At 62.2% G+C, this 22,428-nt stretch carries 18 protein-coding genes and 1 pseudogene; 6 read left to right on the top strand and 13 right to left on the bottom strand.

Features of this window, described 5'->3' with window-relative positions:
* Positions 1-30: 30 nt before the first annotated feature.
* Both ACVWVY_RS00930 and ACVWVY_RS00935 read left to right on the top strand, forming a co-directional pair.
* Positions 31-1,902, top strand: coding sequence for an ethylbenzene dehydrogenase-related protein (locus tag ACVWVY_RS00930; RefSeq protein WP_456624636.1), 1,872 nt, complete (start codon positions 31-33; stop codon positions 1,900-1,902).
* Complete coding sequence (locus ACVWVY_RS00935; RefSeq protein ID WP_456624637.1) at positions 1,903-2,985, top strand: 2Fe-2S iron-sulfur cluster-binding protein; 1,083 nt, start codon at positions 1,903-1,905, stop codon at positions 2,983-2,985.
* Positions 2,986-3,033: 48 nt separating this feature from the next.
* Here the strand turns inward: ACVWVY_RS00935 and ACVWVY_RS00940 are convergent, their stop codons facing one another.
* The 4 genes and pseudogenes from ACVWVY_RS00940 to ACVWVY_RS00955 all read right to left on the bottom strand — a co-directional run bounded on the left by ACVWVY_RS00940 (position 3,034) and on the right by ACVWVY_RS00955 (position 8,636).
* On the bottom strand, positions 3,034-3,840 hold the full coding sequence (locus ACVWVY_RS00940; RefSeq protein WP_456624638.1) for an MBL fold metallo-hydrolase: 807 nt from the start codon (positions 3,838-3,840) through the stop codon (positions 3,034-3,036).
* Between the two features lie 71 nt (positions 3,841-3,911).
* Positions 3,912-5,534 (bottom strand): gamma-glutamyltransferase, encoded by a 1,623-nt coding sequence (gene ggt / locus ACVWVY_RS00945; protein ID WP_456624639.1) that lies wholly within the window; start codon positions 5,532-5,534, stop codon positions 3,912-3,914.
* Between the two features lie 21 nt (positions 5,535-5,555).
* Complete coding sequence (locus ACVWVY_RS00950; RefSeq protein ID WP_456624640.1) at positions 5,556-6,641, bottom strand: TRAP transporter substrate-binding protein; 1,086 nt, start codon at positions 6,639-6,641, stop codon at positions 5,556-5,558.
* Positions 6,642-6,687: 46 nt separating this feature from the next.
* Positions 6,688-8,636 (bottom strand): annotated as a pseudogene (locus ACVWVY_RS00955) (primary-amine oxidase).
* A gap of 181 nt (positions 8,637-8,817) precedes the next feature.
* On the opposite strand from ACVWVY_RS00955, the gene ACVWVY_RS00960 reads away from it, so the two are divergent.
* The 3 genes from ACVWVY_RS00960 (at position 8,818) to ACVWVY_RS00970 (ending at position 12,562) form a co-directional block, all read left to right on the top strand.
* Entirely contained in the window at positions 8,818-9,792 is a 975-nt protein-coding gene (locus tag ACVWVY_RS00960) for a helix-turn-helix domain-containing protein (protein ID WP_456624641.1), read from the top strand.
* A 476-nt stretch (positions 9,793-10,268) separates the two neighbouring features.
* Positions 10,269-11,309, top strand: a complete 1,041-nt coding sequence (locus ACVWVY_RS00965) for an AraC family transcriptional regulator (RefSeq protein ID WP_456624642.1) — start codon at positions 10,269-10,271, stop codon at positions 11,307-11,309.
* 347 nt (positions 11,310-11,656) lie between these two features.
* Positions 11,657-12,562 (top strand): amino acid ABC transporter substrate-binding protein, encoded by a 906-nt coding sequence (locus tag ACVWVY_RS00970; protein ID WP_456624643.1) that lies wholly within the window; start codon positions 11,657-11,659, stop codon positions 12,560-12,562.
* A 44-nt stretch (positions 12,563-12,606) separates the two neighbouring features.
* Here the strand turns inward: ACVWVY_RS00970 and ACVWVY_RS00975 are convergent, their stop codons facing one another.
* From ACVWVY_RS00975 to ACVWVY_RS01005, 7 genes are all read right to left on the bottom strand, one after another.
* A complete protein-coding gene (locus ACVWVY_RS00975) occupies positions 12,607-13,806 on the bottom strand; it encodes an adenylate/guanylate cyclase domain-containing protein (protein WP_456624644.1) in 1,200 nt (399 codons plus the stop codon).
* Positions 13,807-14,167: 361 nt separating this feature from the next.
* Complete coding sequence (locus ACVWVY_RS00980; protein WP_456632060.1) at positions 14,168-14,899, bottom strand: amino acid ABC transporter ATP-binding protein; 732 nt, start codon at positions 14,897-14,899, stop codon at positions 14,168-14,170.
* A 43-nt stretch (positions 14,900-14,942) separates the two neighbouring features.
* Complete coding sequence (locus ACVWVY_RS00985) at positions 14,943-15,785, bottom strand: transporter substrate-binding domain-containing protein (RefSeq protein WP_456624645.1); 843 nt, start codon at positions 15,783-15,785, stop codon at positions 14,943-14,945.
* 44 nt (positions 15,786-15,829) lie between these two features.
* Positions 15,830-16,471, bottom strand: a complete 642-nt coding sequence (locus tag ACVWVY_RS00990) for an amino acid ABC transporter permease (RefSeq protein WP_456624646.1) — start codon at positions 16,469-16,471, stop codon at positions 15,830-15,832.
* A 9-nt stretch (positions 16,472-16,480) separates the two neighbouring features.
* Positions 16,481-17,149 (bottom strand): amino acid ABC transporter permease, encoded by a 669-nt coding sequence (locus ACVWVY_RS00995; RefSeq protein WP_456624647.1) that lies wholly within the window; start codon positions 17,147-17,149, stop codon positions 16,481-16,483.
* Positions 17,150-17,237: 88 nt separating this feature from the next.
* Positions 17,238-18,326, bottom strand: coding sequence for a Gfo/Idh/MocA family protein (locus tag ACVWVY_RS01000; protein ID WP_456624648.1), 1,089 nt, complete (start codon positions 18,324-18,326; stop codon positions 17,238-17,240).
* A gap of 13 nt (positions 18,327-18,339) precedes the next feature.
* Positions 18,340-19,194 carry a sugar phosphate isomerase/epimerase family protein gene (locus ACVWVY_RS01005; RefSeq protein ID WP_456624649.1) on the bottom strand — a complete coding sequence of 285 codons (855 nt, stop codon included), beginning with the start codon at positions 19,192-19,194 and terminating at the stop codon, positions 18,340-18,342.
* A 130-nt stretch (positions 19,195-19,324) separates the two neighbouring features.
* Here ACVWVY_RS01005 and ACVWVY_RS01010 point away from each other — a divergent pair, with 130 nt between their 5' ends.
* A complete protein-coding gene (locus ACVWVY_RS01010) occupies positions 19,325-19,993 on the top strand; it encodes a TetR/AcrR family transcriptional regulator (RefSeq protein ID WP_456624650.1) in 669 nt (222 codons plus the stop codon).
* A gap of 74 nt (positions 19,994-20,067) precedes the next feature.
* On the opposite strand, the gene ACVWVY_RS01015 is transcribed toward ACVWVY_RS01010, so the two are convergent.
* Both ACVWVY_RS01015 and ACVWVY_RS01020 read right to left on the bottom strand, forming a co-directional pair.
* On the bottom strand, positions 20,068-20,922 hold the full coding sequence (locus tag ACVWVY_RS01015; RefSeq protein ID WP_456624651.1) for an ABC transporter ATP-binding protein: 855 nt from the start codon (positions 20,920-20,922) through the stop codon (positions 20,068-20,070).
* Between the two features lie 94 nt (positions 20,923-21,016).
* Complete coding sequence (locus ACVWVY_RS01020; protein ID WP_456624652.1) at positions 21,017-22,369, bottom strand: ABC transporter substrate-binding protein; 1,353 nt, start codon at positions 22,367-22,369, stop codon at positions 21,017-21,019.
* Positions 22,370-22,428 lie beyond the last annotated feature (59 nt).

Raw genomic sequence — 22,428 nt, forward strand, 5'->3', positions numbered from 1 at the left:
GCCCCGGAACTAAAGTAGCGGGGCGTATGCGTGAGGCAACGTAAGACGGACTATGGGACCATCATTCTACACTGGACGTTCGTGGCAGCCTTCGCCGTTGCGCTCGTTACCGGTTTACGTATTGCGACTGAAACACCCGATCGAACCTGGATCAACTGGTTCGACGTCGTGTTGCCGCGCGACAGCGTGTGGGTCGCCCATATGCAGGCCGCCGTCGTCCTGGTCGCAGTGGCGATCGGCTACGTCGTCTATATGCTCCGCTCCGGACTCGGCCGCCGCGTCCAGATCGACAGGGTTCGGCTGCGTGGACTGTTCGGCCGCGGGCAGGCGAGGTTGAGCGCCGTGATCGCCCTGATGTACTGGATTTTCTTTGTCACGATGTCGGGGCTATTGGTCAGCGGCGGCCTGCTCTATTTCGGTTTCTACTCCGGCTATGACGTGGCGATGCTGCACTGGGTGGGGACCTGGGTGATCCTCGCCTTTGTCGTCCTGCATGTCCTGACCCAGTTCAAAAGCGGCGGCGCAGCGCAACTGCTGCGCATCTTTCGTCCCGCCCCGCTGCCTGCGCCGCCGCCGCGGCTCGATGCCGTCGAACTGCTGGGCCTCTTGGTCGAGCAGTCGGCGCGTTCGCAGGAATCCGAAAACCAGGATGCGCCGCCCGATGCCTCGTCCCACCCGTTGCAGCCCCGCGCCGACATGCGTCGCGATCGAACGGGTGAGCCGGATCCGGCAGCCAGGCCTGCGCGATCGCGAAATCCGACCCTGCAGGCCAATGCGTTCGTGGTCGCGGCAGCCGCCGCTATCACCGGTGGTTCGCTCATCGTCGCCACGGATCGGCTGGCGGTGGATAGCGTGCAGATTCGCCGCATCAACGCCGCCGACGCACCGATCCTCGACGGCGACACGTCCGATCGGGCCTGGCGCGGCGTCAAGCCGTTTTCGCTGCTGACCGGAGAAGGCGGAAATTTCGACGGCAAGGGAGAAGCCAGGATCGAGGTCCGCGCGGTGCACGACGGCACCTATGCGTACCTCCTCTTTACCTGGCAGGATTCGACGCGTTCGCTCAAGCACCTGCCGCTCGTCAAGGAAGCCGACGGATGGCACCTGCTTCATTCCGGCTTTCAGCTCGGCGACGAGCATCAATACAACGAAGACAAGTTTTCCGTGCTGCTGACCACCTCGGATGTCACGCTGGCCGGTGGCCGAACCTTTCATCCAGGGCCACAGCCGGTCGCCGGCGCGCCAGCCACCATGAGCGGCCGCGGACTGCACTACACGGAAGCCGGCTATGCCGACGTCTGGCAGTGGAAAGCCACCAGCGGTGCGACCGGATGGATGGACGACGCCCATTTCGGGCCGCCGTTGAATCCGACCCCGATGCAGGCGGCAAACGTCGTTCCGTACAAGGGCGGGTTCGCGCCGGATCCTGGAACGGCAAATTACCGGGACAATTTCACCGTCGAGGCCGACTCGTCAGGCGGTCCGCGCCGCAGCCGCCTGGTTGCCCCACTGCGCCTGCCCAAAGTCGTCGCCGCCACGACGGACGCGCTGGGGGATATCGACCTCGATCCCAATCACGGCGAAAGCGACGGCGCGCGCTGGTTCATGACCGAGAAGGATTCCGTTCCCTATTCGACCGATGTCGACGCCCGCATCCCGACCGGGACCGTGATCCCGGGCGTCATCGTGAACGGCGAATTTTCAGGCGATCGCGCCGACGTTCAATCTGCAGCCCGCTGGGCCTCCGGCCTTTGGGCGCTTGAGGTGAAACGCCGGCTCGACACAACAAGCCAGTTTGACGTGCCGATCAAGACCGGCGTCTTCATGCGGGTCGCCGCTTTCGACCACAGCCAGATCAGACATACACGGCACGTTCGGCCGATTCGTATCGAGGTGGAATAAATGTCCAAGATTTGCAAAGTCACCATCAACGACGAGCCGTTTCTGGCGAATCGCGGCGAGCTTCTGCTCGATTGGGCATTGATGAACGGCGTCGATCTTCCGCACGATTGCCGCTCCGGAATCTGCGGCGCCTGCCGCGTGCGCCTGGTCGACGGACAGGTGTTCGGCGGCCACAGCCGGGGCGACGACATGATCCATGCCTGCCAGGCCCGAATCGTCTCCGATCTCAAGATTTCGATCGAGGCCGCCCCTGAGCCGATGGCGCTGTCGGCGGAAGTGGCGCAAACCGTTCAGCTCGCGCCCGATATCGTGGGCGTCGACATCGAACTGCCGAAGCCGCTCGACTACCTTCCCGGCCAGTATTGCAAGCTGCAGTTTCAGGGATTCCCGGCAAGGTCCTACAGCCCGACCTTTCCGCTGGAGGGCGCTCCTGACGATCGCATGCTGCACTTCCACATCCGGAAGGTCACGGACGGGCTGGTTTCCTCGGCGCTCGGCCACGAAATCCGCCCCGGGCACCGCGTCAGATTGACGGGACCGTACGGCCGCGCCTTTTTCAGGCAAGGCCATGCCGGCCGCATCGTTCTCGTCGCCAGCGGTACCGGTTTCGCCCCGATGTGGTCGGTCGCGGTCGCCGCGATCATGGAGCAGCCGCAGCGCGAAATGGTCTTCATCGTGCAGGCCCGCAGCATCCGCTCGCTCTACATGCACACGGCGCTGTGCCGGCTGGCGCTGTTTCCCAACGTCACGCTGATCCCGATGGTGTCGGAGCCGCAACAGATCTCGCACGCCATTCAGGGCGGCCGGCCGACCGATCATCTGCCAAAACTGTCGCCCGACGACGTGGTCTATACCGCGGGCGCGCCGGCGATGACCGATGCGGTGGCGCGGGTTGCCAAGGCCGCGGGTGCCCAGTGCTACACCGACCCCTTCGTGCAGGAGCCAAGGACTGCGGAACAGGCGGGCCTGATGTCGCGCCTCACCGGCTGGCTCAACGAGCCCAAAAGCGGCGGGACAGTTCCGGCGCAAAAGCCGGCGCCGATGCCGCGGGGAGTAGCCGCGGTTGGTGCGGGCAACCGCTAGCCGGCCGCAAGCGAACCCCCATAAAGATGGGATCGGCGAGATGCGCCTTCAGCCGGAGATCGCCGCGATATAGCGCCGGACGGACATCTCGAACGCCGCCTTGGCATTGTCGGCGATGTTGCGGTCCCACCACGCACCATAGATGCGGTCGAACGCCAGCGGTTCGACCGCGCCAGCGATGCGGCGCACCGCCGTGGCGTTGAGCGGGATGTAGTTCGGAAAACTGTACATGAAGCTGACCGAACGTCGGTCCCCCGCCACCATCGCGACATCGCCGGTGAGCAGCGCGCCCCGGCCCTCCGCGCCCGCGCGCCAGTGCATGATCGTGCCGCCAGCGAAATGTCCGCCGGTCCGCACCAGAACAATGTCGTCAGAGAGCCTGTGGCTGTCGCCGGTCCATGGCACGATGGCGGAGTGCTGCCGCGTGACGAAGGCGCGATCGTCGCCATGCAGATAGACCGGTACGCCGCCGAACGCCTCGCTCCAGTCGGCAACCGCGCCATAATAATGCGGATGCGAGACGGCGATCGCCTTCAGGCCGCCGAGCGAGCGGACGTAATCGATGGCTTCGCGGGTGGCCAGCGGCACACAATCCCACATCACGCAGCCATCGGCCTTAGGGACCAACAGCGCGCGCTGTCCGATCGCAAAAGCCGGCTCGCCGCCGATGCCGGGGATGCCGAGATCGTCGCGCCAGACCAGCTTGTGACGCTTCGCCAGCTCCTCGCGCGTCAGCCACACCTGGCCCTTCCAGTTCACATATTGCCGTTCGTCTTCGCAGACGGGACACGCCGCAGGCGGCGCGGCGCTTTCGGGAAACTGGGCCCCACATTGTTCGCAAGTCCATAGCGGCATCGGCGTCACTCCCATCCAAAGGAGTGGTAGCGCAAAATGAAAGGACGAGCCAATGCCAAGCTAGCAAGGCGCTAGTACCCGATCGCCGCCCCATCGCTGCGTGGATCCGAGCCGCCGCTTAACGTGCCGTTCCGCTGATCGATCGTGATGCCGTGCGCATGACCGGCCATTTCGTTCCAGGCGTCCCAACGGTTGATCGTATGGCCGCGTCGCGCGAGCGCGTCGATCGTAGCTTCGGGGAAGCGGCTCTCGATATGCAACGTGTCGCGCGCCTCACCGATGGCGAAGCGGCCGGAAAGAAACCGCGGCATCTCGATCGCTTCCTGGATGTCGAGACCGAAATCGATCATCGCTGAATAGAGCTGCATCTGGATTTGCGGCTGGCCATCTGCACCCATGCAGCCCAGCACGCTCCAGAGCTTGCCGTCGCGCTTGGCCATCGAGGCAATCAGCGTATGCAGCGGGATCTTGCCGGGCTCGAGGCGATTAGGGTGGTTGCGATCCAGCGAGAAATACGCGCTGCGGTTTTGCAGGACGACGCCGGTGTTTCCCGCAACCACGCAGGATCCGAATGCGCCATACAGGCTTTGAATCAGCGACGCCGCATTGCCGTCGCGATCGACAGCGGCGACATAGACCGTATCGCCGGACAGACTGCCAAATGACGGCACCATGTCCCATTTCAATGCCGACCTTGCGTCGATCAGCCGGCCGCGCTCGGCCGCGTATTGCTTCGATATCAAACGCTCGACCGGCACATCGGCGAACGCGGGATCGGCCAGCACCTGATCGCGGTCGTGATAGGCGATCTGCTTGGCCTGCACCAGGAGATGGATATGGTCGGGACCAAGAAAGTCCTTTCGGTGCAGGTCATGCGGCTCGACGAGGTTGAGCATTTCGAGCACGGTAAAACCCTGCGTCGGCGGCGGCGTGTTGAAGACCGTGACGTCGCGGTAGCGGCCAATAAGGGGCTCGCCCCAACCGGCCTTTTGCCGGCCGAAATCGGCAAGCCTGAACAGGCCGGCGTTTTCCTCCGAGAAGCGCGCCATCTCGGCGGCCACCGGCCCCTGGTAAAAGCCCTGCCATCCCTCATCTGCGATCGACTGCAGCGTGCGCGCCAGGTTGGCGTTGGCGAGCCTTTCGCCCGGCGCAGCGGGCGCGCCTTGCGGGAAAAACAACGCGGCGGCTTCGCGGTTCCGCAAGAGATCATCGCGCACCATCTCGATGAAGCTTGCAACGCGGCCGGTGACCGGAAAGCCGTCGCGCGCGTAGCCAATAGCGCTGTCCAGCACACGCCGGAGCGGCAGCCGCCCGTGGACGCTGTGCGCCTCGGTCCAGCTCGCCACCGCGCCCGGCACCGTTAGCGTCGCCGGCACAATGCCCCGAAGCGGGATCTCATTCAGCCCACGCGCTTCGAGCGCCGACAGCGTGGCGCCCTCCGCCGCCTTGCCGCCGCCATTGAGGGTGCGGATCTCGCCGCTCGCGCCGTCATGAACAAGCCAGAACGCATCGCCGCCGAGACCGGTCATGTGCGGATAGACGACCGCGAGCACCGCACTGGTCGCGATCGCCGCATCGATGGCGGAGCCGCCGGCGCGAAGCGCGTCAAGGCCGGCCGCAGAGGCGAGCGAATGCGGCGACGTCACCATGCCGTTCGAAGCAAGCGTGACGGGCCGGCCGGTACGAATGTCCAATTCAAGCCCCCTGGTCTGCGCTCAACCGCGAATCCGCCGGATCATGTAATTGTCGTAGGTGGCCTCGCAGACCTGATGCCATTGGTACTGTTCGTTCCGGAATGCGATCGTCGAATCGTACAGTCCCTTGAACTTCGGGTTCTTTGCCGCAACTTCGGCAAACAGCTCGTTGGTCGCCTTGAACGACGCATCCAATATCTCGGTCGAAAACGGCCTCAATTGCGCGCCGGCCGCAACCAGGCGCTTGATGGCGGCCGCGTTGCGCGCATCATATTTGGCAGCGAGATCAGCCGCGACCTGCGCGGCCGCAATCGTCACCATGTTCTGATAGAGCTTTGGCAGTTCGGCCCATTTCGCGCTGTTGATATAGAGGAAGCCGTTCGCGCATCCTTCCCACCAGCCGGGATAGTAGTAATAGGGCGCGACCTTGAGGAAACCGAGCTTCTCGTCATCATAGGGGCCGATCCACTCGGCGGCGTCGATGGTGCCTTTCTCTAACGCGGGATAGATGTCGCCCGGCGGAATCTGCTGCGGCACGACGCCGAGCCGGCTCAACACCTGACCTGCGACGCCGCCGACCCGGAATTTTAGACCCTTCATGTCGTCGAGCGTCTTGATCTCCTTACGGAACCATCCGCCCATCTGTGCGGTCGTGTTGCCGAACGGGATGCCCAAAATTCCGAAGGTCCCGTAGAGCTCGTTGAGCATGTCGAGGCCGCCGCCATAGGCGAGCCAGGCATTCATCTGGCGCGTGTTGAGGCCGAACGGAACAGCAGTGCCGAACGCGAACGCCAGATCCTTGCCGATGTAGTAGTACGAGGCGCTGTTGCCCATCTCCACGGTGTTGTTCGCCACCGCATCGAACACCTGAAACGCCGGTACGATCTCACCCGGACCGTACACGCTGATCTGGAATTTCTGATCCGACAGTTCGCCGATCGCCTTCGCAAACATCTCGCACGCGCCGTAGAGCGTATCTAGCGTCTTGGGGAAGGATGTGGTGAGGCGCCAGCGCAAGGCGGGCGTGGACTGCGCGATCGCGGGCGCGGCGACCGCCGTGGAGGCGATGGCGGCACCGGCGGTCTTGAGGAGCTTCCTGCGATTCATGGTCAGTCTCCTTGCATGGTGAAATGAAAAGCGAACGCGCGGACCATCAGCCACAGCATGCCCCCTTGTCGCGGTTATCGCGGCTCGCGCTGTTTCGGTCGGGCGGCAGATCCATCGCCGGATTCTCGGCAAAGAAGCCGTTCGGCTTCAGCGTGAAGCCGACATATTCGACTGGCATCACCGGAAAATCCTCGGGACGGCAGACATGCGTCGCGCCAAAGCTGTGCCAGACTACGATATCCTGGTTTTCGATTTCGCGGTTCTGGGCAACATATTTCGGCAGGCCGTCACCGCCGGCATGCTGGTTCGGAAACTCGCCGCTGGCGTAGCGCTCGTCGGGCGCGTAGCGCGTCACCCAGATGTGCTTGGTCGCAAATCCGCCGCGCTCGGTCATGTAGCAGCCCGGCTGTGCCAGCATCACCGGCGCGCTGTGTGCCAGCAGTTTGTACGCCGTCGGGCCGCCGACGCTATTCTTCTTGTTAGGATTGGTGATCTTCCAGTATCGCCCGGTCCGCCCGTCCGCCTCGCGGACCGCATCGCGCTCGCGCGAGAGAACGCGCGTGGCGGTGTCGAACACGTTACCATAGGGATTATCTGTTCCCCATGGCCGTGGCCGGAACTCATGCTCCGTCACCGTATTGCCCTCGCCATCCAGCATCATGTGCAGGCGGGCATTGAAGAAGTGCTGGTGGGTGGGACCGCCGAGATCTTCAGCGACCATGCCGCCCCACGGATAGGGCTTGCCCGGCGCGATCGCGGCCGTCTGGATGATGCCGGTGAGCTTGACTTCGAGCTGGATGGTGCCGTCCTGGTAGAAGTACCAGAAGAAGCCGTAGTCGTAGTTTCCGACTGTCGTGAAGAAGGAGACGACGAGACGGCGTGATCGCCGCACCTCAAATGTCTCGTTGCGGAATTCGTAGTGCTTCCAGAGGATCCCGTAATCCTCCTCGTGCAGGCAGATCGCATTCTTCATCACGGCCGGCTTGCCGTAATCGTCGGCGACCGGCACGTCGAAATAATGAATGTGGCCGAGGCAGTCGCAGCCGAGTTCGAGCGCGTTGGCGAGCTTGCCTAGTCCATATTCTCCGGCATCGAACGCGCATTTCCAGAAATGGTTGGCGGTCGGATCGGCGTAGGGAACGATCATGTCGGTGACGCTGGCCCGGTAAATGATCGGCCGCTCGCTGGCACCGTCGTGGAAGGCTAACTGATGCAGCACGAGACCCTCGCGCGCGGTCCAGCCGACGCGGAACGACCAGTTCTGCCAATCGACCTTCCAGCCCTCGACCCTAAAGCTCGGGCCGTCCTTCTGCACGACATCCAGCGGCTTCACGTCGTTCCGGGTTTGCGGGATCGAGGCGCGGTCGTAGTTGCGCGATTTCTTCGGGATCGGAATGATGTCGGGCTCATCGACCAGGTGGACGATTTTGTTCTCGATCAGGTCGACGAGCGCGACCACGCCTTCGATCGGGTGCGCATAGCCATTGTCCTTGATATCCTTGCGCCAGTAGGACACGGCGCTGACCAGCCTGCGGCCCTTCTCCACCTCCCGGTCGAAATAGCCGGCCGAAAACGGATCGACCTGAATCAACTCGATGTCCTCATCCTTCAAGCCGCGTCGCTTCATGGCACACCGCCAGTCCGCGTCGGCCTTGACGATGTCGCCGACCTTGAACACCTCCTCGATGGTGATCGGCGGCTGGCCGTAAGGATGGGCTTTGGTCGGATACTCCAGCCACGCCGTCACGCGCTTCGAATCGAGATTTACCGTCGCGACATGCGTCGCACCGTCTTGCTGTCGAACAGGGTGACGGCGGCCCGCCGCGAGTGCCCGGCAGCCCGCTTCCATCCCAGGACGTCGGATTTGGCCGGCTCTTCGAGTTGCACATGCGTAAATCGCGCATGCGGGCCGAGCCTCTTTTCCTTCCGCAATATTTCGGACGCCAGCGCGACTTCGGTCTCGCTGAGCGGATCGAGCGGATGACCGGCATCCATGCCGGCAGATGGCTTTGTGCGTACCATATCGGACCGAATTCCCCGGGGATCTGGCCGCAGGCTACGGCGGCCGGGGGCACCGCGTCTTGAATGAACCTGCCACCTCCGGCCGGATCGCCCTTGCCAGAGCCACCGGTCCTGGGCGACGCTGGGGAACCACAAACCGGATCTTATTCGCACGATGCCGATCAGCGTCTCCACCGACCCGATCCGCCCTGCCGAGAGAACAGCCTATTGGACCGAGGCGATCTGCCGGTCGTTCGCCAGTGTCGAGACCAAGCCGCTCGGCTCGGCGGTCGTCAGCGGTCATTTTGAATTCGTCGAAATCGGCGGTGCGAAGCTGGTCCGCTTCGACAGCAGTCCACAATGCTACACCCGCGATGCCCGGCTCGTGAACATGGCCGGTTCGGACGAATTCATGTTCGATTTCCAGCGGCGCGGCCGAAGCTCGATCATGCAAGGTGGAAACGAAAGCACGATCGAACCGGGATACGGCGTGCTCTACGATGCGCGGCGTCCGTTCGAGGATCGCCTGTTCGGTCCCGAGCCGCGTGTGGAATTGCTGATCGCCACCGTCCGCGCCTCGTCGCTGCTGCGGTCCATCCCCGAAGCGGAGCGACTATGTGCGAAACCTATTCCCTTGTCCGGGACGGTTGCGCGCGCCATTGCAGCGCTGGTACGCGATGCGATCTCCGTGCCGGACGCACCGGCAAGACAAAGCGAGCCTGACATCGTCGCTTATCTCTCGGCGATACTCCGCCTTGCCGCCGGCGCTGGCCATGGGCTCAGCCGCCCGGGTCTGTTCAGGCTGATCGACACTTATCTGAGGGCAAACATTGCCACGATCCGGCCGGCGCCTGCGCTTGCCACCGAGTTCGGCATTTCGGAACGGACCTTTCATCGTATCTTCGCCGACCGCGCGACCACGTTCGAACGCCATGTCCTTCATCTGCGTGTCGAATTGTTCAAAGACCTGCTGCGGCAGCCTTCCCTGATAAGCATTCCGATCGCGAGACTTGCGCATCAGTGCGGCTTCGCCGATGCCGCCCATGCCACGCGCACATTCAAGGACCGATTTGGCGCCACGCCACGGGACTTTCGCGAGCACGGAGCGCAACGTCTTGCGTTCGGACAGGCGGCAACACGCCGCGCCTGAGCGCCAGAAGTGGCACGAATGGAAGCCAAGGCAGCTCTATTCGGCGGCCCCAACGGCCAAGACGCTTTGCGGTGTCAGATACGAACAGACGGAGTGAAATGAGCCGTCAGGAAACTTCAGACTCGAACTCCTCGCCTCGCTGGGATGTCTTCCGCCAACTCTTCAGAAGACGGTCCCGGTCGTCAGGTTTCGCCCATTCTATCCAGCGTGTTCCAAGCATTTTGGCGTCTTTGCTGAATGGCTGCCGGTAGATCACATTGGTTATTCTGCCGCTAGGCTTTGCCGTGGTCACGGTAGCCCCGGACAGCTTTGCAACCGCCTCCAGATATTTCGTTTTGGTATATTGATCTATGTCAGGAGCATTTAGGAGGACAACCTCAGCGACATCTTGCTATATTGCGCCAACGATTTGGTATTTTGTGCCAGAAGGTCTCGACGAACCGCCATCCGGAAGATGGCATTACGAGGTGCCTCTCATGGGCGCGCCCGGACTTTCGCCGTTATACTCGATTCCGAGCACAACTGGAGCAGCCGCAAGGTTTGCCTGCGCGAAGCTGCTTGAGGCCGGAGTACCACTCGCTCCTCTCTTGTCGCAAGCAGGACTGAAGGCCGAGCAGATTGATGATCCGGCGGCTCGCATTGAGGTCAAGGCTCAGATCCAGCTTTTCGATATCGCCGCCGAAAAGCTCAAGGACGACCTTTTCGGATTCCGAATGGCAGCGGATTTCGAACTGCGTAAAATCGGCCTGCCTTACTACATATGCTCGTCCTCCAACACACTTGCCGACGCCTTGAGCGATGCCGAACGGTATACGCGGATTGTCAACGAGGGCATTCGGCTGCGCATCCGTCTGGACCGCGCGACTGCAATCGCTCTCGATTGTGTCGGAGTGAAACCAGGATCCAGCCAGCATCAAATGGAATTTTGGCTGTTCGCGGTGATCCGTATGTGCCGACAACTCACCGACACACGATTGGCGCCACGTCAACTGAAGGTCAGGCATTCCCGAGACGCGCCACCTCCCGAATTCCGAACCTTCCTCGGATGCGATGTCGAATTTGCATCGGATGCAAACGAGATCATCTTTCCGAAATCCGTCGGTTCGCTTCCGATCGCGAGCGCCGATTGTCATCTTCACGAGATGCTCGTGCGATACGCGGAGGAAGCGCTTGTTGATAGCGCGCCTATCAAGGCGAGCGTGCGCTCAAGGGTCGAGGCGGCAATTGCGCCGCGACTCCCCCACGGCAGAGCAAGCGTCGCGGCCATTGCCCGTGAGCTTGGCATGAGCCGTCGTACCCTCGCGCGTGCGCTTGCAGCCGAGGGGCTGACCTTCTCGGCACTGCTGGATCAATATCGAGTGAACCTTGCCAAGGCATATCTTACACATGGCGACCTGGCGATTTCGCAGATTGCATGGCTTCTGGGGTACCGGGAAGTGAGCGCATTCACCCATGCTTTCAGGCGCTGGACAGGAATAACCCCGCGGCAATTGCGCGCCGGCAAGCCTTCCTGTTAGCGCGCGCAGTGTGGCAAAGGACAGCACGCTGTCAGAACACTAAGGCGCCGAACTGCGCCGGGCCAGGCTCGGCAATCGCTGCGATACCAGCCAGCAAACCTGTGGATGCCATCCATGTCCATCCGGGACCCGGGGCCGCGAAGATGAACGCCACATGAGCGCGATATTGGTGGCTCCGGCGTTCGCGGCCGGATATGCGGCTCACCGATAAAATCGTTCGATAGCTGATAGAAGAAACCTTTGATACCTCGCGCGAACAATATCGGCTAAAGCTGAGCGATCGTTTTGCTGCGAGCAGATTTTCTCAGGCATTCACAAGAACTGCCGATGTCCCTGGAGTGAACTCGATGCGTCTATTTGCGGTAACGATCTCGGCTGCCCTGATAAGCATGTCGGCAAATGCCGGCGAACTGACAGGGACACTCCAGAAGATCAAGGAGACCAACAGGATCATCCTCGGCATTCAAGAAGCCTCGGTGCCTTTCAGCTATCTGGACGGGGACCAGAAGGCGATTGGATTCGCCGTCGATATCTGCATGAGGATCGTCGACGCGGCCAAACGCGAACTCAAAGTATCGGACATTGCCGTCGAGACGCTTCCGGTCACATCGTCCAATCGCATCCCGCTCATGATGAACGGAACCGTCGATCTCGTCTGTTCTTCCACCACCAACAATGCGGAGCGGCAGCGCCAGGTGGCGTTCACAAACTCGCATTTCCTGTCGGCTACCCGCTTTGCCGCGCGGAAATCCGACAACATCACAACGATTGACCAGCTGAAAGGCAAGCCCGTTGTCGCGATATCGGGCTCGACCAACATGGTGCAGCTCAACCAGGTCAATACCGCGCGAAATCTGGGCATCACGGCGCTCGCTGCCAAGGACCAGGCGGAGGCGTTTCTCATGTTGGAGACCGGCCGCGCGGCCGCCTATGTCCTCGACGACGTACAACTCGCCGTCGCGATCGCGAGATCAAAGGATTCGTCTGCCTACATGATCAGCGCGGAAACCTTATCCAGGGCTGAACCCTATGGCATCATGCTGCGCAAGGACGATGCCCTCTTCAAGGCCGTGGCCGATCGGGCGACCGCGGACCTATATGGAAGCCCGGAGATTGAAGCGATTTACGGGAAGTGGTTCGAATCGCCGGTGCCGCCCAGCGGCCTCAATTTCAAGACTCCGATGTCAGCGGTTTTGCGCAAGGCGTTTGCACATCCGTCAGATAGCCCGGACCCGGCAAGCTACGAGCGCTGAGGGCCCACGGTCAGCGCTCGTAGCGGGACGTCGGCAAGCGGCATTCAGCCGTGATACGCAAACAGCTCGATGGGGTCGTTGAAGCCGCGTACCGGATGTTCGCCGACGCGTTCGAGATCGAAATCGCTTTCGACAAGGTCGGCGAATGCGCGGGACAGCAGCACCGTTCTCCCCAATTGTTTGGTGAGCGTTTCGAGGCGCGAAGCCATGTTGACCGCAGGACCGATAACGGTGAAGTCGAGCCGGCTGCGCGAACCGATATTGCCGTACATGACGTCTCCGACGTGGACGCCGATGCCGTAATTCAGCGGCGCACGACCGGTTTCGCTGTTCATTTCGTTCAGGGCAACCATGGCCTGACGGGCCTCAGTCACGGCACGCAGCAGATTTGCGCAGGCCGACGGCTGGCTGAGCGGAAAAATGGCGAGCAGACCGTCGCCGATGAATTTCAGTATTTCTCCGCCATGTCGCGCAATCGGCTCCGACATCGCGTCGAAATAGCCGTTCAGAAGATCAATGACGTCATCGCGCGGCCAGTTGTCGGAGATCCTGGTGAAATCACGCAGATCGCAGATCATGATGGCGGCGCGCACCGTCGTCCCGCTGCCGCGCCTGGTGGCGCCGGCCAAAATGAGCTCGCTGGCATGCGACCCGACATAGGTCTCCAGCAGCGTTCGCGCCAGCCGGTTCTTCATGCGGATTTCGCTGACCAGCGCCAGAACCGGCAACAGTTGCGACAGGCGGGCGATATGCGCGTCGTCGAAACCACCGGGCCGGTCGGTTGCAAAGGTCACGATATGCCGCTTGCCGAGCGTATGGTACAGCGGCCACGCCACATAGTCGGTCAGGCCTTTCGCCCGCATCTCGTCATAGACGGCGTGCTTGCGGCCCAGCGTGGGATCGCGTTCGAGATTCTCGCGCACCTCGGTGGCGCCATCAAGCATTTCGTTGGCGGGACTGCCGATGAATTCGGATCGCTCCCTGACATCGTAGTCGACCCGCGCAAGCTCGGCCTCACGCATCCCGTCGGCCCACAAGATCCGGGCGCCAAGCCATTGCGGGTGGTGGATCAGGAGATGAAGCGTCGCCCGCTTGACGGGAATGCCCGCTCGCTGGAGCCGGACACACAGTTCAGCGAAAATATTATCGATGAAGCGCTCTTCGCGGGTGCCGTTTGTCAGCCAGTGCACAATTTCGTTGTCAGAATGCGCGGCGACGGGATCGATGTTTGGCGGCGCGTGCATATCTTGCTCCTGAGCAGTGACCTGGATCGGCGGTACAGGATATGTCGTGTTCCTACCCGACGGCGTCAACGGCGTCCGACGCAATCTCTTTGCGCGCACCGGCTGACGGAACCGCTCGGCAAGCCGCTTCGAGGGCAAGCGCCTCAAACCCAGCGCTGGCGGCGGCGATATGATTTCATGTCGCGAAAGCTCTTGCGCCCTTCGGACGACATTCCGAGATAGAACTCCTTGACGTCCTTGTTGTCCGCCAGGGCCTCGAACGGGACTGAGCCTCTGCAGTTTCTCGATATCGGAGGCCGGTTTTGGTTGCGGGGAGATGCAACCGCCAATACCGACATTCGCTTCGCCTGCGCATGCGGCTTCACTGCTGCCGCAGGATCTCGCCCAGAAACTTCTTCGTGCGGTCGTGCCGCGGGTTTTTGAAGAAGGTTTCCGGCACAGCCTCCTCGACGATTGCGCCATCAGCCATGAAGATCACGCGATCGGCGACCTGCCGCGCAAAACCCATCTCGTGGGTCACGCAGATCATAGTCATGCCATCGGTCGCAAGCCCGATCATGGTATCGAGCACCTCCTTGACCATTTCGGGATCGAGCGCAGAGGTCGGCTCGTCGAACAGCATGACCTTGGGCTCCATGCAGAGCGCGCGGGCAATGGCCACGCGCTGCTGCTGACCGCCGGACATTTGCGCCGGATACTTCTCCGCCTGGTTCAGGATCTTGACCCTGTCGAGCAGGCGCCGCGCCGTGGCCTCCGCCTGCGCCCGCGGCGCGCCCCGGGAGCGCATCGGAGCCAGCATGCAATTCTCCAGGATCGTCATGTGCGGAAACAGGTTGAACTGCTGGAACACCATTCCGACCTCGCGCCGCACCGCCTCGATGGTCCGCGAACTGTCGTTGACGCTGACACCGTCGACGATGATCTCGCCCTTCTGATAGGTCTCCAGTGCGTTGATGCAGCGGATAAGAGTGGATTTGCCGGATCCGGACGGTCCGCACAGAACGATCTTTTCGCCGGTGCGGACCGAAAGGTTGATATCGGTCAAAACCTGGAACGTCCCGTACCATTTGTTGACCCCGTGCATGGCGATCATGGATTCCGTCGCGGTTCCGCCCGACATGGCGCTCTCCTTGGCTTTAGCTGACGGTGAAGGAAATGCCCGGAATGCTGTCCGGAAAGGCCGGCATCGGATTGTTCATCCATTTCGGATAGATCTTCGCCAGCTCGCCGTTGTTCCTGATCTTGTCGATGAACTCGTTGGCGAAGGCGTTGATCTCCTTCTCGCCGAGCCGCGTGCAGGCGCCGTTGTAGAGCTTGGTGAACTCCAGCTTGTTCTCGTAGGTGCCTGGCTTGGATTCATTGAGGCGCGGCACGTAGAAGATGTTGCCGCCCACGGCCTGAACCTGGCCGGACAGCAGCGCCTGCATCGTCGGCGCGTCGCCGTCGAAGCGCCGGATGGTGGTGCCAGCCGGTGCGGCCTTGGTCACGTCGCTGTCCTGGACGCTGCCGCGCGCAACGCCGATGACATACTTCCCCAAGTCGGCGGGCGATTTGATCTCGACGTCCTTTGGCGCAATGACGGTGATGATATTGGCGCCATACGGCTTGCTGAACTGCACGGCCTTGGCCCGCTCCGGCAGCATCGCCATGGTCGCGAACAGAATATCGATGCGGCCCGAAGTCAGGGCCGGGATGCGATTGGCCACCGCCAGTTGGGTGTATTCGGCGGGAACGCCAAGTTCTTTGGCGAAGAGCGTGGAAATATCGCCATCGAAGCCATCCTGCTTTCCGGAAGCATCGAGAAATCCCCATGGCGGATTGTCGCCCTGGATGCCGATCAGCACCTTGCCCCGCGCCTTGATCTCCGATGGAGTCACGGCAAAGGCCGTCCGCGTCAGTATCATTGGTGACGCCAATGCCGCGGCCCCCAGCGCCAGAAAGCGGCGCCGGTTGAATGTCGTATTCTTCTTCCCTGTCATGATTTCCTCCTCCGTTGTTCCGTTCATTCGTTTGCCACCTGACTTCATCGCGCGGCCGTGGCGAGCCGGCGCTCGAGCCGCCCGCCGTAGAACGAGAGCGGCCAGCAGATTGCGAAATAGAAGACACCCACCACGCCGAGGACGAGCAGCGGCTTGAAGTTCTGGTTGGAAACGATGGTTCCTGCCCGCATCAACTCGGTGAAGCCGATGATCGCGGCGAGCGAGGTGCCCTTGATCAACTGGACCAGAAACCCGATCGTCGCCGGCAGCGAGATGCGGATCGCCTGCGGCAGCACGACATCCTTCATCCGCGAGATGTAGTTGAGGCTGAGCGCCTTGGCGGCTTCGCTCTGGCCGCGCGGCACCGCCTCGATCGAGCCGCGCCAGATTTCACCGAGATAGGCGCTGGCGTGCAGGGTGAAGCCGATCGCGACCGCGACCCAGGAATCGAGTTTCAGGCCGATCAGCGCGAGGCCGTAATAGACCACGAATAATTGCATCAGCAGCGGCGTGCCCTGAAACAGGGCGATGTAGCCCGCGGTGCAGCGCTCGAGCATGCGATGGCCCGACGTGCGCGCGAGTGCGACGCCAAGGCCGGCGATCGCGCCGACCACAAAGCCGATCGTGGAGAGAGCAAGCGTCCATTTGAGGCCGCCGAGCAGAAACAGGAGCTGGTTCCAGTCCATGGCGCGCCCTCACTTCAAGGGATAGCTGAGGTAGCGCGCGTTGATCTGCGCGAACATCTGCATCAGCATCCACGACATGACGAGATACATCAGGGTGACGACCCCATAGACCTCGAAGCTGCGGAACGTGTTGCTCTCGATCGCCTGTCCGACCGAGGTCAGTTCATAGGCCGATATCGCCGACGCGATGCTCGTCGTCAGCGTCAGCATGATGAACTGGCTGGTGAGCGACGGGAAAATCGCCCGCAGCGCCGGCTTCAGCACGATCAGGCGGAATACCAGCGTCCGGCTCAGGCCAAGCGCGTAGCCCGCTTCGATCTGTCCCTTGTTGATCGACTGCACTCCGCCGCGGATGATCTCGATCGCGTAGGCGCCGCCGTTGACGCCGAGCGCGATGATCGCCGTAACGGTTGGATTGAGTTTGACGCCTGCGAGCGGCAGCGCAAAGAAGATGAAATAGATCTGCCCCAGGAACGGCGTGTTCCGGATTACCTCGACGAAAGAGATGACGAGCCAGCGCAATGCCGGAATGCGGGAGTCGCGCAGCATGACGCCGCCGATACCAATGACGAGTGCGAGCGCCATGCCGGAAAGCGCCAGGCCGAGCGTTCCGGCACAGCCCCATAATAGATCCGGCAGACCGTCGATGACGGGCGCAAAATCGAATTGGTAGTTCATGTTGCTCCTCCCCTCCGAGCGGCCCTCTTGTGTGACGCCGGTAGCGCCGGCGCCGTGGCTCTGCCCGTTGTTGTCGAAATCGTCTGCGTTACGGCACCGTTCGCTTGTCCTTCAATGCAGGTTCGAGCGCCGCGTAGCGGTCGCGCAGGTCGATGCGGCGGCCGGCTGTGGCGGCCTCGGCAATGGCAAGCGTTGCGATCAGGGAGCGGGCGCCGTCCTCGACAGGCTGCAGCGATGACGCGGTGCCGTGGATCACGTCGCGGAAATGGTCGAGTTGCGCGACATAGGGATCGATCGAGCCGGCATGGATATGCCGGGCCTGGATCGGCTGGTTCCAGTCCTGTGCGCCATCAGCTTGCGCCCATTGCACCAGGTTCGGAAACTCGATTGCGCCGCGGCGGCCCATCAGGCGGTAGCTGCCTTGTCCGCTGAACGGGAATTCCACGGACTCGCCGAGCCCCTGCTCCATCGTCCAGGGAGAGACCGCGCTGTCGCTGATGAAGAAGCTGCCGAGCGCGCCACCAGCGAATTCGATCAGCGCAGCAGCAGTATCCTCGACGGCAAAGCCGCGCTGGCGGTTCGAGGCGATCGCCTCGACGGCCACGATTTCGCCGACCGTGAAGCGCAGGAAATCGATCTCGTGGATCAGGTTGATCAGGACCGGACCGCCACCGGCCTGGCGCCGCCACGGCGCAACCTCAAAATAGCTTTCGGGCTTGTGCGTGGCCCAGATCGCCGAGACCCCGACGATGTCGCCGATCCGCCCTTCGCCGAGCAGCGCCTTCAGCGCCCTCACCTGCTGATGGTGGCGGCGGTGATGACCGACCAGCGATTTGATGCCGCTCTTGTGGACTTCAGTCAGCAAAGCCACCGCGCTCTCCAGCGTATCGGTGACCGGCTTCTCGATCAGGATATCAATGCCCCGCCTTGCGCAATCGATGCCGGTCTCGGCATGAAGCTGGTTCGGTGAAGCGATGATCACGGCGTCCGGCCGGGTCTCGTCGAGCAAGTGACGGTAGTCCGCAAACACGCGTGTCTTCGGATGCTCGGCCTTGACCTGATCGACATTCACGTCGGCGATGCCAACCAGATCATAGTCGCTTCGCTCGGCGAGCTTTCGAAGATGCTTGCGTCCGATCAGTCCCGCGCCGATCACGCCGATGGTGATGTTCTTCATGTCGTGAATCCCGTCAATGATTTGGCCCGCGACCTGCGCGGCCGGGCTCGGGTCGCATCGCGCCCAGTTGCTTGTGGTCGAGCAGGCGCCTTGTTGCGTCATGGGCCGCGGCGATCCGTGCCCGCGTCGCCAGCGCCGGCATCGGCATCTCGACGCTGAGGAAGGCGTCGGCGGGGAGCGCTTCCAAAAGGTCGCCGAGCGGCAGCGCGCCTTCTCCCGGCGGCAGCCGTCCTTCGCGCGCCTCGGCGATGATGGCGGCCTCGGTTGTGGGCACTTCAGCGCCGGCGTCGCAGATTTGCGCCGCACGCAGCCATTCGTCAGGGGTCGGGATCAAATCGGCTGCCTTGCCGCCGGAGCGGGTGAGATGCAGGGCGTCGACGAGAATGGCGCCGTTCGATTTGTTCGCCTCTCGCACGATTGCCAGGGCCTGTGGCAGCGCGCCGATCGCGCGCCAGCGCATGAATTCGAGATCGACGCGCAGACCGAATGGATGCGCGAGGTCGCAGAGTTCGGCGAAGTGCGCCGTGAGCCGCGCAGGATCGTGATCGTCACCGGATACGGTGGCCGAAATCGCGCCGAGATCGGCGGCAGCCTCTAACACGCCGGCGAAGGCCTGCACGTCGATTTCAGGCGTGAGCTGGATGAATTCGATATCGCTGACGCGGACCCCCTCCGCCGTCAGGACTTGTTTGAGCGCGCGGTGGGCTTCCGTTCCGACCCGCGTCGGATAGGCCGGACCGCCTGCTGTCGCCGGCACAACCCGCAGGCCAACCGACCCAAAACCGGCGCGCGCCGCCTCGGTGACCAGCGCGGGCGGCGACAATTCGAGGGCCGTCAGGTGGGCAAGGCCGAGCCCCATGCGCGTCATCTCCTCCCTCCCCTAATTAACCTATGGGATAGTAATAATTAATCCATTGGATAATTGCTGTCAATAGCGATCGATTCGATCCATGATGCGGGCAAGCGCCCGCTCGGGCGCGGAAGGAGCGGACAGCCAGATGGCACTTGCGAAAACACCCGCATCAGCGAAGGCGAAAGAGCCGCCGATCCGGCGGCGCGACCGGGAACGGACCAAACGTGAGATCCTGGAGATTGCGTTTGCGGAATTCGCCGAAAATGGCCTGTTTGGCGGCAACACCGACGCGATCGCCGCGCGCGCCAACATCACCAAGCGGCTGATCTTCTATTACTTCAACTCGAAGGAAGAGCTGTTCACCGCCGTGCTCGAAATGGCCTACGCCAAGATGCGCCTTGCCGAAGAAGACCTGCATCTCGAGGCACTGGAGCCGGAGGCCGCGATCCGAAGGCTTGCGGAATTCACCTTCGATTTCGACCAGGCCAACCCGGAATACATCCGCCTGGTCACGATCGAGAACATCCACCGCGGCCGGCACATCAGCGCCAGCCGGACGCTCAAGGAGATGACGCGGCCCATCATCAACCAGATCGGCAAGGTGCTGGAGCGAGGCGTTCGCAGCGGTGCAATCAGACCAGGCATCGATCCGATCGAACTGCACATGACGCTGAACGCGCTCTGCTTCTTCTCGGTCGCGAACCGCCACACCTTCGAGGCGCAATTCGGCTGGGACATGTCATCGCCCAAGGCCAGGGCGCAACGCCGCCGCGAAATCGCCGACCTGCTGTGGCGCCACGTGCGCAAGGAGTAGATTCTTGTTTTGACGCGTTTTCTTCACGCGAACCGCTACCCACTTCGCTCGAAAACGCTATCCAGCGGTCGATCTCAAACCCAGCGCTTGCGGCGGCGGTACGACTTCATGTCGCGAAAGCTCTTGCGCCCTTCCGACGACATTCCGAGATAGAACTCCTTGACGTCCTTGTTGTCCGCCAGGGCCTTGGCCGGGCCGTCCATCATGATGCGCCCGCTTTCCAGGATGTAGCCGTAGTCGGCGTATTTCAGCGCCACGTTGGTATTCTGCTCGGCCAGCAGGATGCTCACGCCCTCCTTCTGGTTGAGGTCGCGAACGATTTCAAAAATCTCAGCTACGATCTGCGGGGCCAAGCCCATCGACGGCTCATCGAGCAACAGCATGTTCGGCTTCGCCATCATGGCGCGGCCGATGGCGATCATCTGCTGTTCGCCGCCCGACGTGTAGCCCGCAAGGCTGCTGCGCCGCACTTTCAGCCGTGGGAAGTATGCGTAGATCCGGTCAAGCTCTTCGCGCAGCTGCGCCCTGCTGATGGAACGCGCGTAGGCCCCGGTAATCAGGTTCTCCTCGGCGGTCAGATGCCCGAAGCAATGCCTTCCCTCCATCACCTGCACCAGACCCATGCCGACCAGTTCGCCCGGCGTGAGCTGGTCAGTTCGCTGCCCGCGGAATTCGATCGATCCCTTGGTCACGGCGCCTCTCTCCGAACCCAGCAGCGTCGAGATCGATTTCAGCGTCGTACTCTTGCCGGCGCCGTTGCCGCCAAGCAGCGCAACGATCTTGCCTTGCGGCACTTCGAGAGAAACGCCGCGGAGCACGAGGATCACGTGATTGTAGATCACCTCGATATTCTTCACCGCCAGGACAGGCCGCGCCGCAGCTTGAACCGCTGCGGTTCGATCAACAGCCGGTGCAACAGAAACATTCATGGCAGCCTCCCTTTAAGTCGAAACCGTCCGGGGGATGGGTGTCACCCCATCCCTCTGACATCGCTTGTGACGCGTTTGCAGCGTGCCTTGTCGATCAGGAGCACTTGCGCGGCGTGATGTTGTTCTCGGCGGCAAACTTCGCCGCCGAGTCTTCGATCAGCTTGCGGATGAAGGCCGGGTCGGGCGCCGGCACCCAGTCCGTCAATATCTGGAACTTCTTGCCGTCCCATTGCATGACCTTGAAGCGCTCGGAGCCATCATGCTTCGCGCACGACATCTTGAACGGCGCCGACATGCCGAGAATGCCGATCTCCTTGAGCTTCTCGTCGGTGATGTCGAGCGCTTCGTACCCATCGCGGAACTCGTCACCGTTGACCGTCTTGCCGACCTTGTTGTGGATCTGCTGGGCGTTCTTGAGTGCTTCAATCCACATCGCCGCCGCGCCGACGCCGCGATTATAGTAGACCGTCCCCACCCGCTCCGGGTTCTGCATGTTGCCCTTGCCGGCGCCGTAGACCACCTTCAGGATGTCAGCGATCAGCGGGTAGTCCTTGCCGGGCGCGGCGTTGGCGGCGACATAAGTACCTTTCGCGGCGTCGCCGGCCGGAATCATGTCCTCCTCGGCGCCGCCGAAGGTGACATAAAACATCTTCTCGCGCGGGAAGCCGACACGAGCGGCGGTGGTGATCGCGGTTGAGTTCATGCCGGAGCCAGCGCCCCAGAATGTGACCCAGTCGGCCTTCTCCTTGCGGATTTGCAGCCACTGCGACTGCTGCTCCAGACCCGGGGCCGGCACGGCGATCTCGATCAGCTTGAAGTCCCAGTCCTTGGCAATCTGGCGCATCGCCGGCAACGGCTCACGGCCGTAGGCCGTGTCGATGTGCAGATGCACGATCGTCTTGCCCTTCATCTTGTCGACACCGCCTTCCTTTTCGGCGATGTAGTTCATCTTGACCGCGATCTGCCCCCAGTAGTGGCCTGCCGCATTGAACACCCATGGCCAGACGCGTCCGTCGGCGGCATCGGTTCGCCCATAGCCGTACTGAGCCAGCACGACGTGGTCCTGCGCCATGCGGCCGATCACGGCATAGGCGCCGGGCGTGCCAAGCGTATCGAACACCACCATCTTCTGATCGCCCTTGTTGAGCAGGCGCTGGTAGCATTCCACGGTGCGCGCGGCGTTATATTCGGTCTCGCACTCATCATAGGTCAGCTTCACGCCATTGACGCCGCCCTTGATGTTTACGTAGTTAAGATAGTCGATGATGCCGCCGTAGTAGCCGGTACCCATGGCCGAGTACGGTCCGACGCGGCTGCTCGGAATTCCGAAATACTGTTCCTGGGCCTCCTGCACCATTGCAGCCGTCGATGCGGCTGCGATCGCGATGAAGGTGGCGGCGGCGGAAATAGCGGGAACTACACGGCGAAGCATCTTGTTGGTCAACATTACTGGTTCTCCCCTTGCTGCGTTTATTGGACGTGCTGGTTTCTTTGGGATGATCACCC

It is taken from the genome of Bradyrhizobium sp. URHC0002 (assembly GCF_054059515.1).

Coding starts and splice junctions, on each gene's coding strand:
- ACVWVY_RS00935 (WP_456624637.1), top strand. CDS start 1,903: ATGTCCAAGATTTGCAAAGTCACCATCAACGACGAGCCGTTTCTGGCG.
- ACVWVY_RS00940 (WP_456624638.1), bottom strand. CDS start 3,840: ATGCCGCTATGGACTTGCGAACAATGTGGGGCCCAGTTTCCCGAAAGC.
- ACVWVY_RS00950 (WP_456624640.1), bottom strand. CDS start 6,641: ATGAATCGCAGGAAGCTCCTCAAGACCGCCGGTGCCGCCATCGCCTCC.
- ACVWVY_RS00960 (WP_456624641.1), top strand. CDS start 8,818: ATGCCGATCAGCGTCTCCACCGACCCGATCCGCCCTGCCGAGAGAACA.
- ACVWVY_RS00965 (WP_456624642.1), top strand. CDS start 10,269: ATGGGCGCGCCCGGACTTTCGCCGTTATACTCGATTCCGAGCACAACT.
- ACVWVY_RS00970 (WP_456624643.1), top strand. CDS start 11,657: ATGCGTCTATTTGCGGTAACGATCTCGGCTGCCCTGATAAGCATGTCG.
- ACVWVY_RS00975 (WP_456624644.1), bottom strand. CDS start 13,806: ATGCACGCGCCGCCAAACATCGATCCCGTCGCCGCGCATTCTGACAAC.
- ACVWVY_RS00980 (WP_456632060.1), bottom strand. CDS start 14,899: ATGATCGCCATGCACGGGGTCAACAAATGGTACGGGACGTTCCAGGTT.
- ACVWVY_RS00985 (WP_456624645.1), bottom strand. CDS start 15,785: ATGACAGGGAAGAAGAATACGACATTCAACCGGCGCCGCTTTCTGGCG.
- ACVWVY_RS00990 (WP_456624646.1), bottom strand. CDS start 16,471: ATGGACTGGAACCAGCTCCTGTTTCTGCTCGGCGGCCTCAAATGGACG.
- ACVWVY_RS00995 (WP_456624647.1), bottom strand. CDS start 17,149: ATGAACTACCAATTCGATTTTGCGCCCGTCATCGACGGTCTGCCGGAT.
- ACVWVY_RS01000 (WP_456624648.1), bottom strand. CDS start 18,326: ATGAAGAACATCACCATCGGCGTGATCGGCGCGGGACTGATCGGACGC.
- ACVWVY_RS01005 (WP_456624649.1), bottom strand. CDS start 19,194: ATGACGCGCATGGGGCTCGGCCTTGCCCACCTGACGGCCCTCGAATTG.
- ACVWVY_RS01010 (WP_456624650.1), top strand. CDS start 19,325: ATGGCACTTGCGAAAACACCCGCATCAGCGAAGGCGAAAGAGCCGCCG.
- ACVWVY_RS01015 (WP_456624651.1), bottom strand. CDS start 20,922: ATGAATGTTTCTGTTGCACCGGCTGTTGATCGAACCGCAGCGGTTCAA.
- ACVWVY_RS01020 (WP_456624652.1), bottom strand. CDS start 22,369: ATGTTGACCAACAAGATGCTTCGCCGTGTAGTTCCCGCTATTTCCGCC.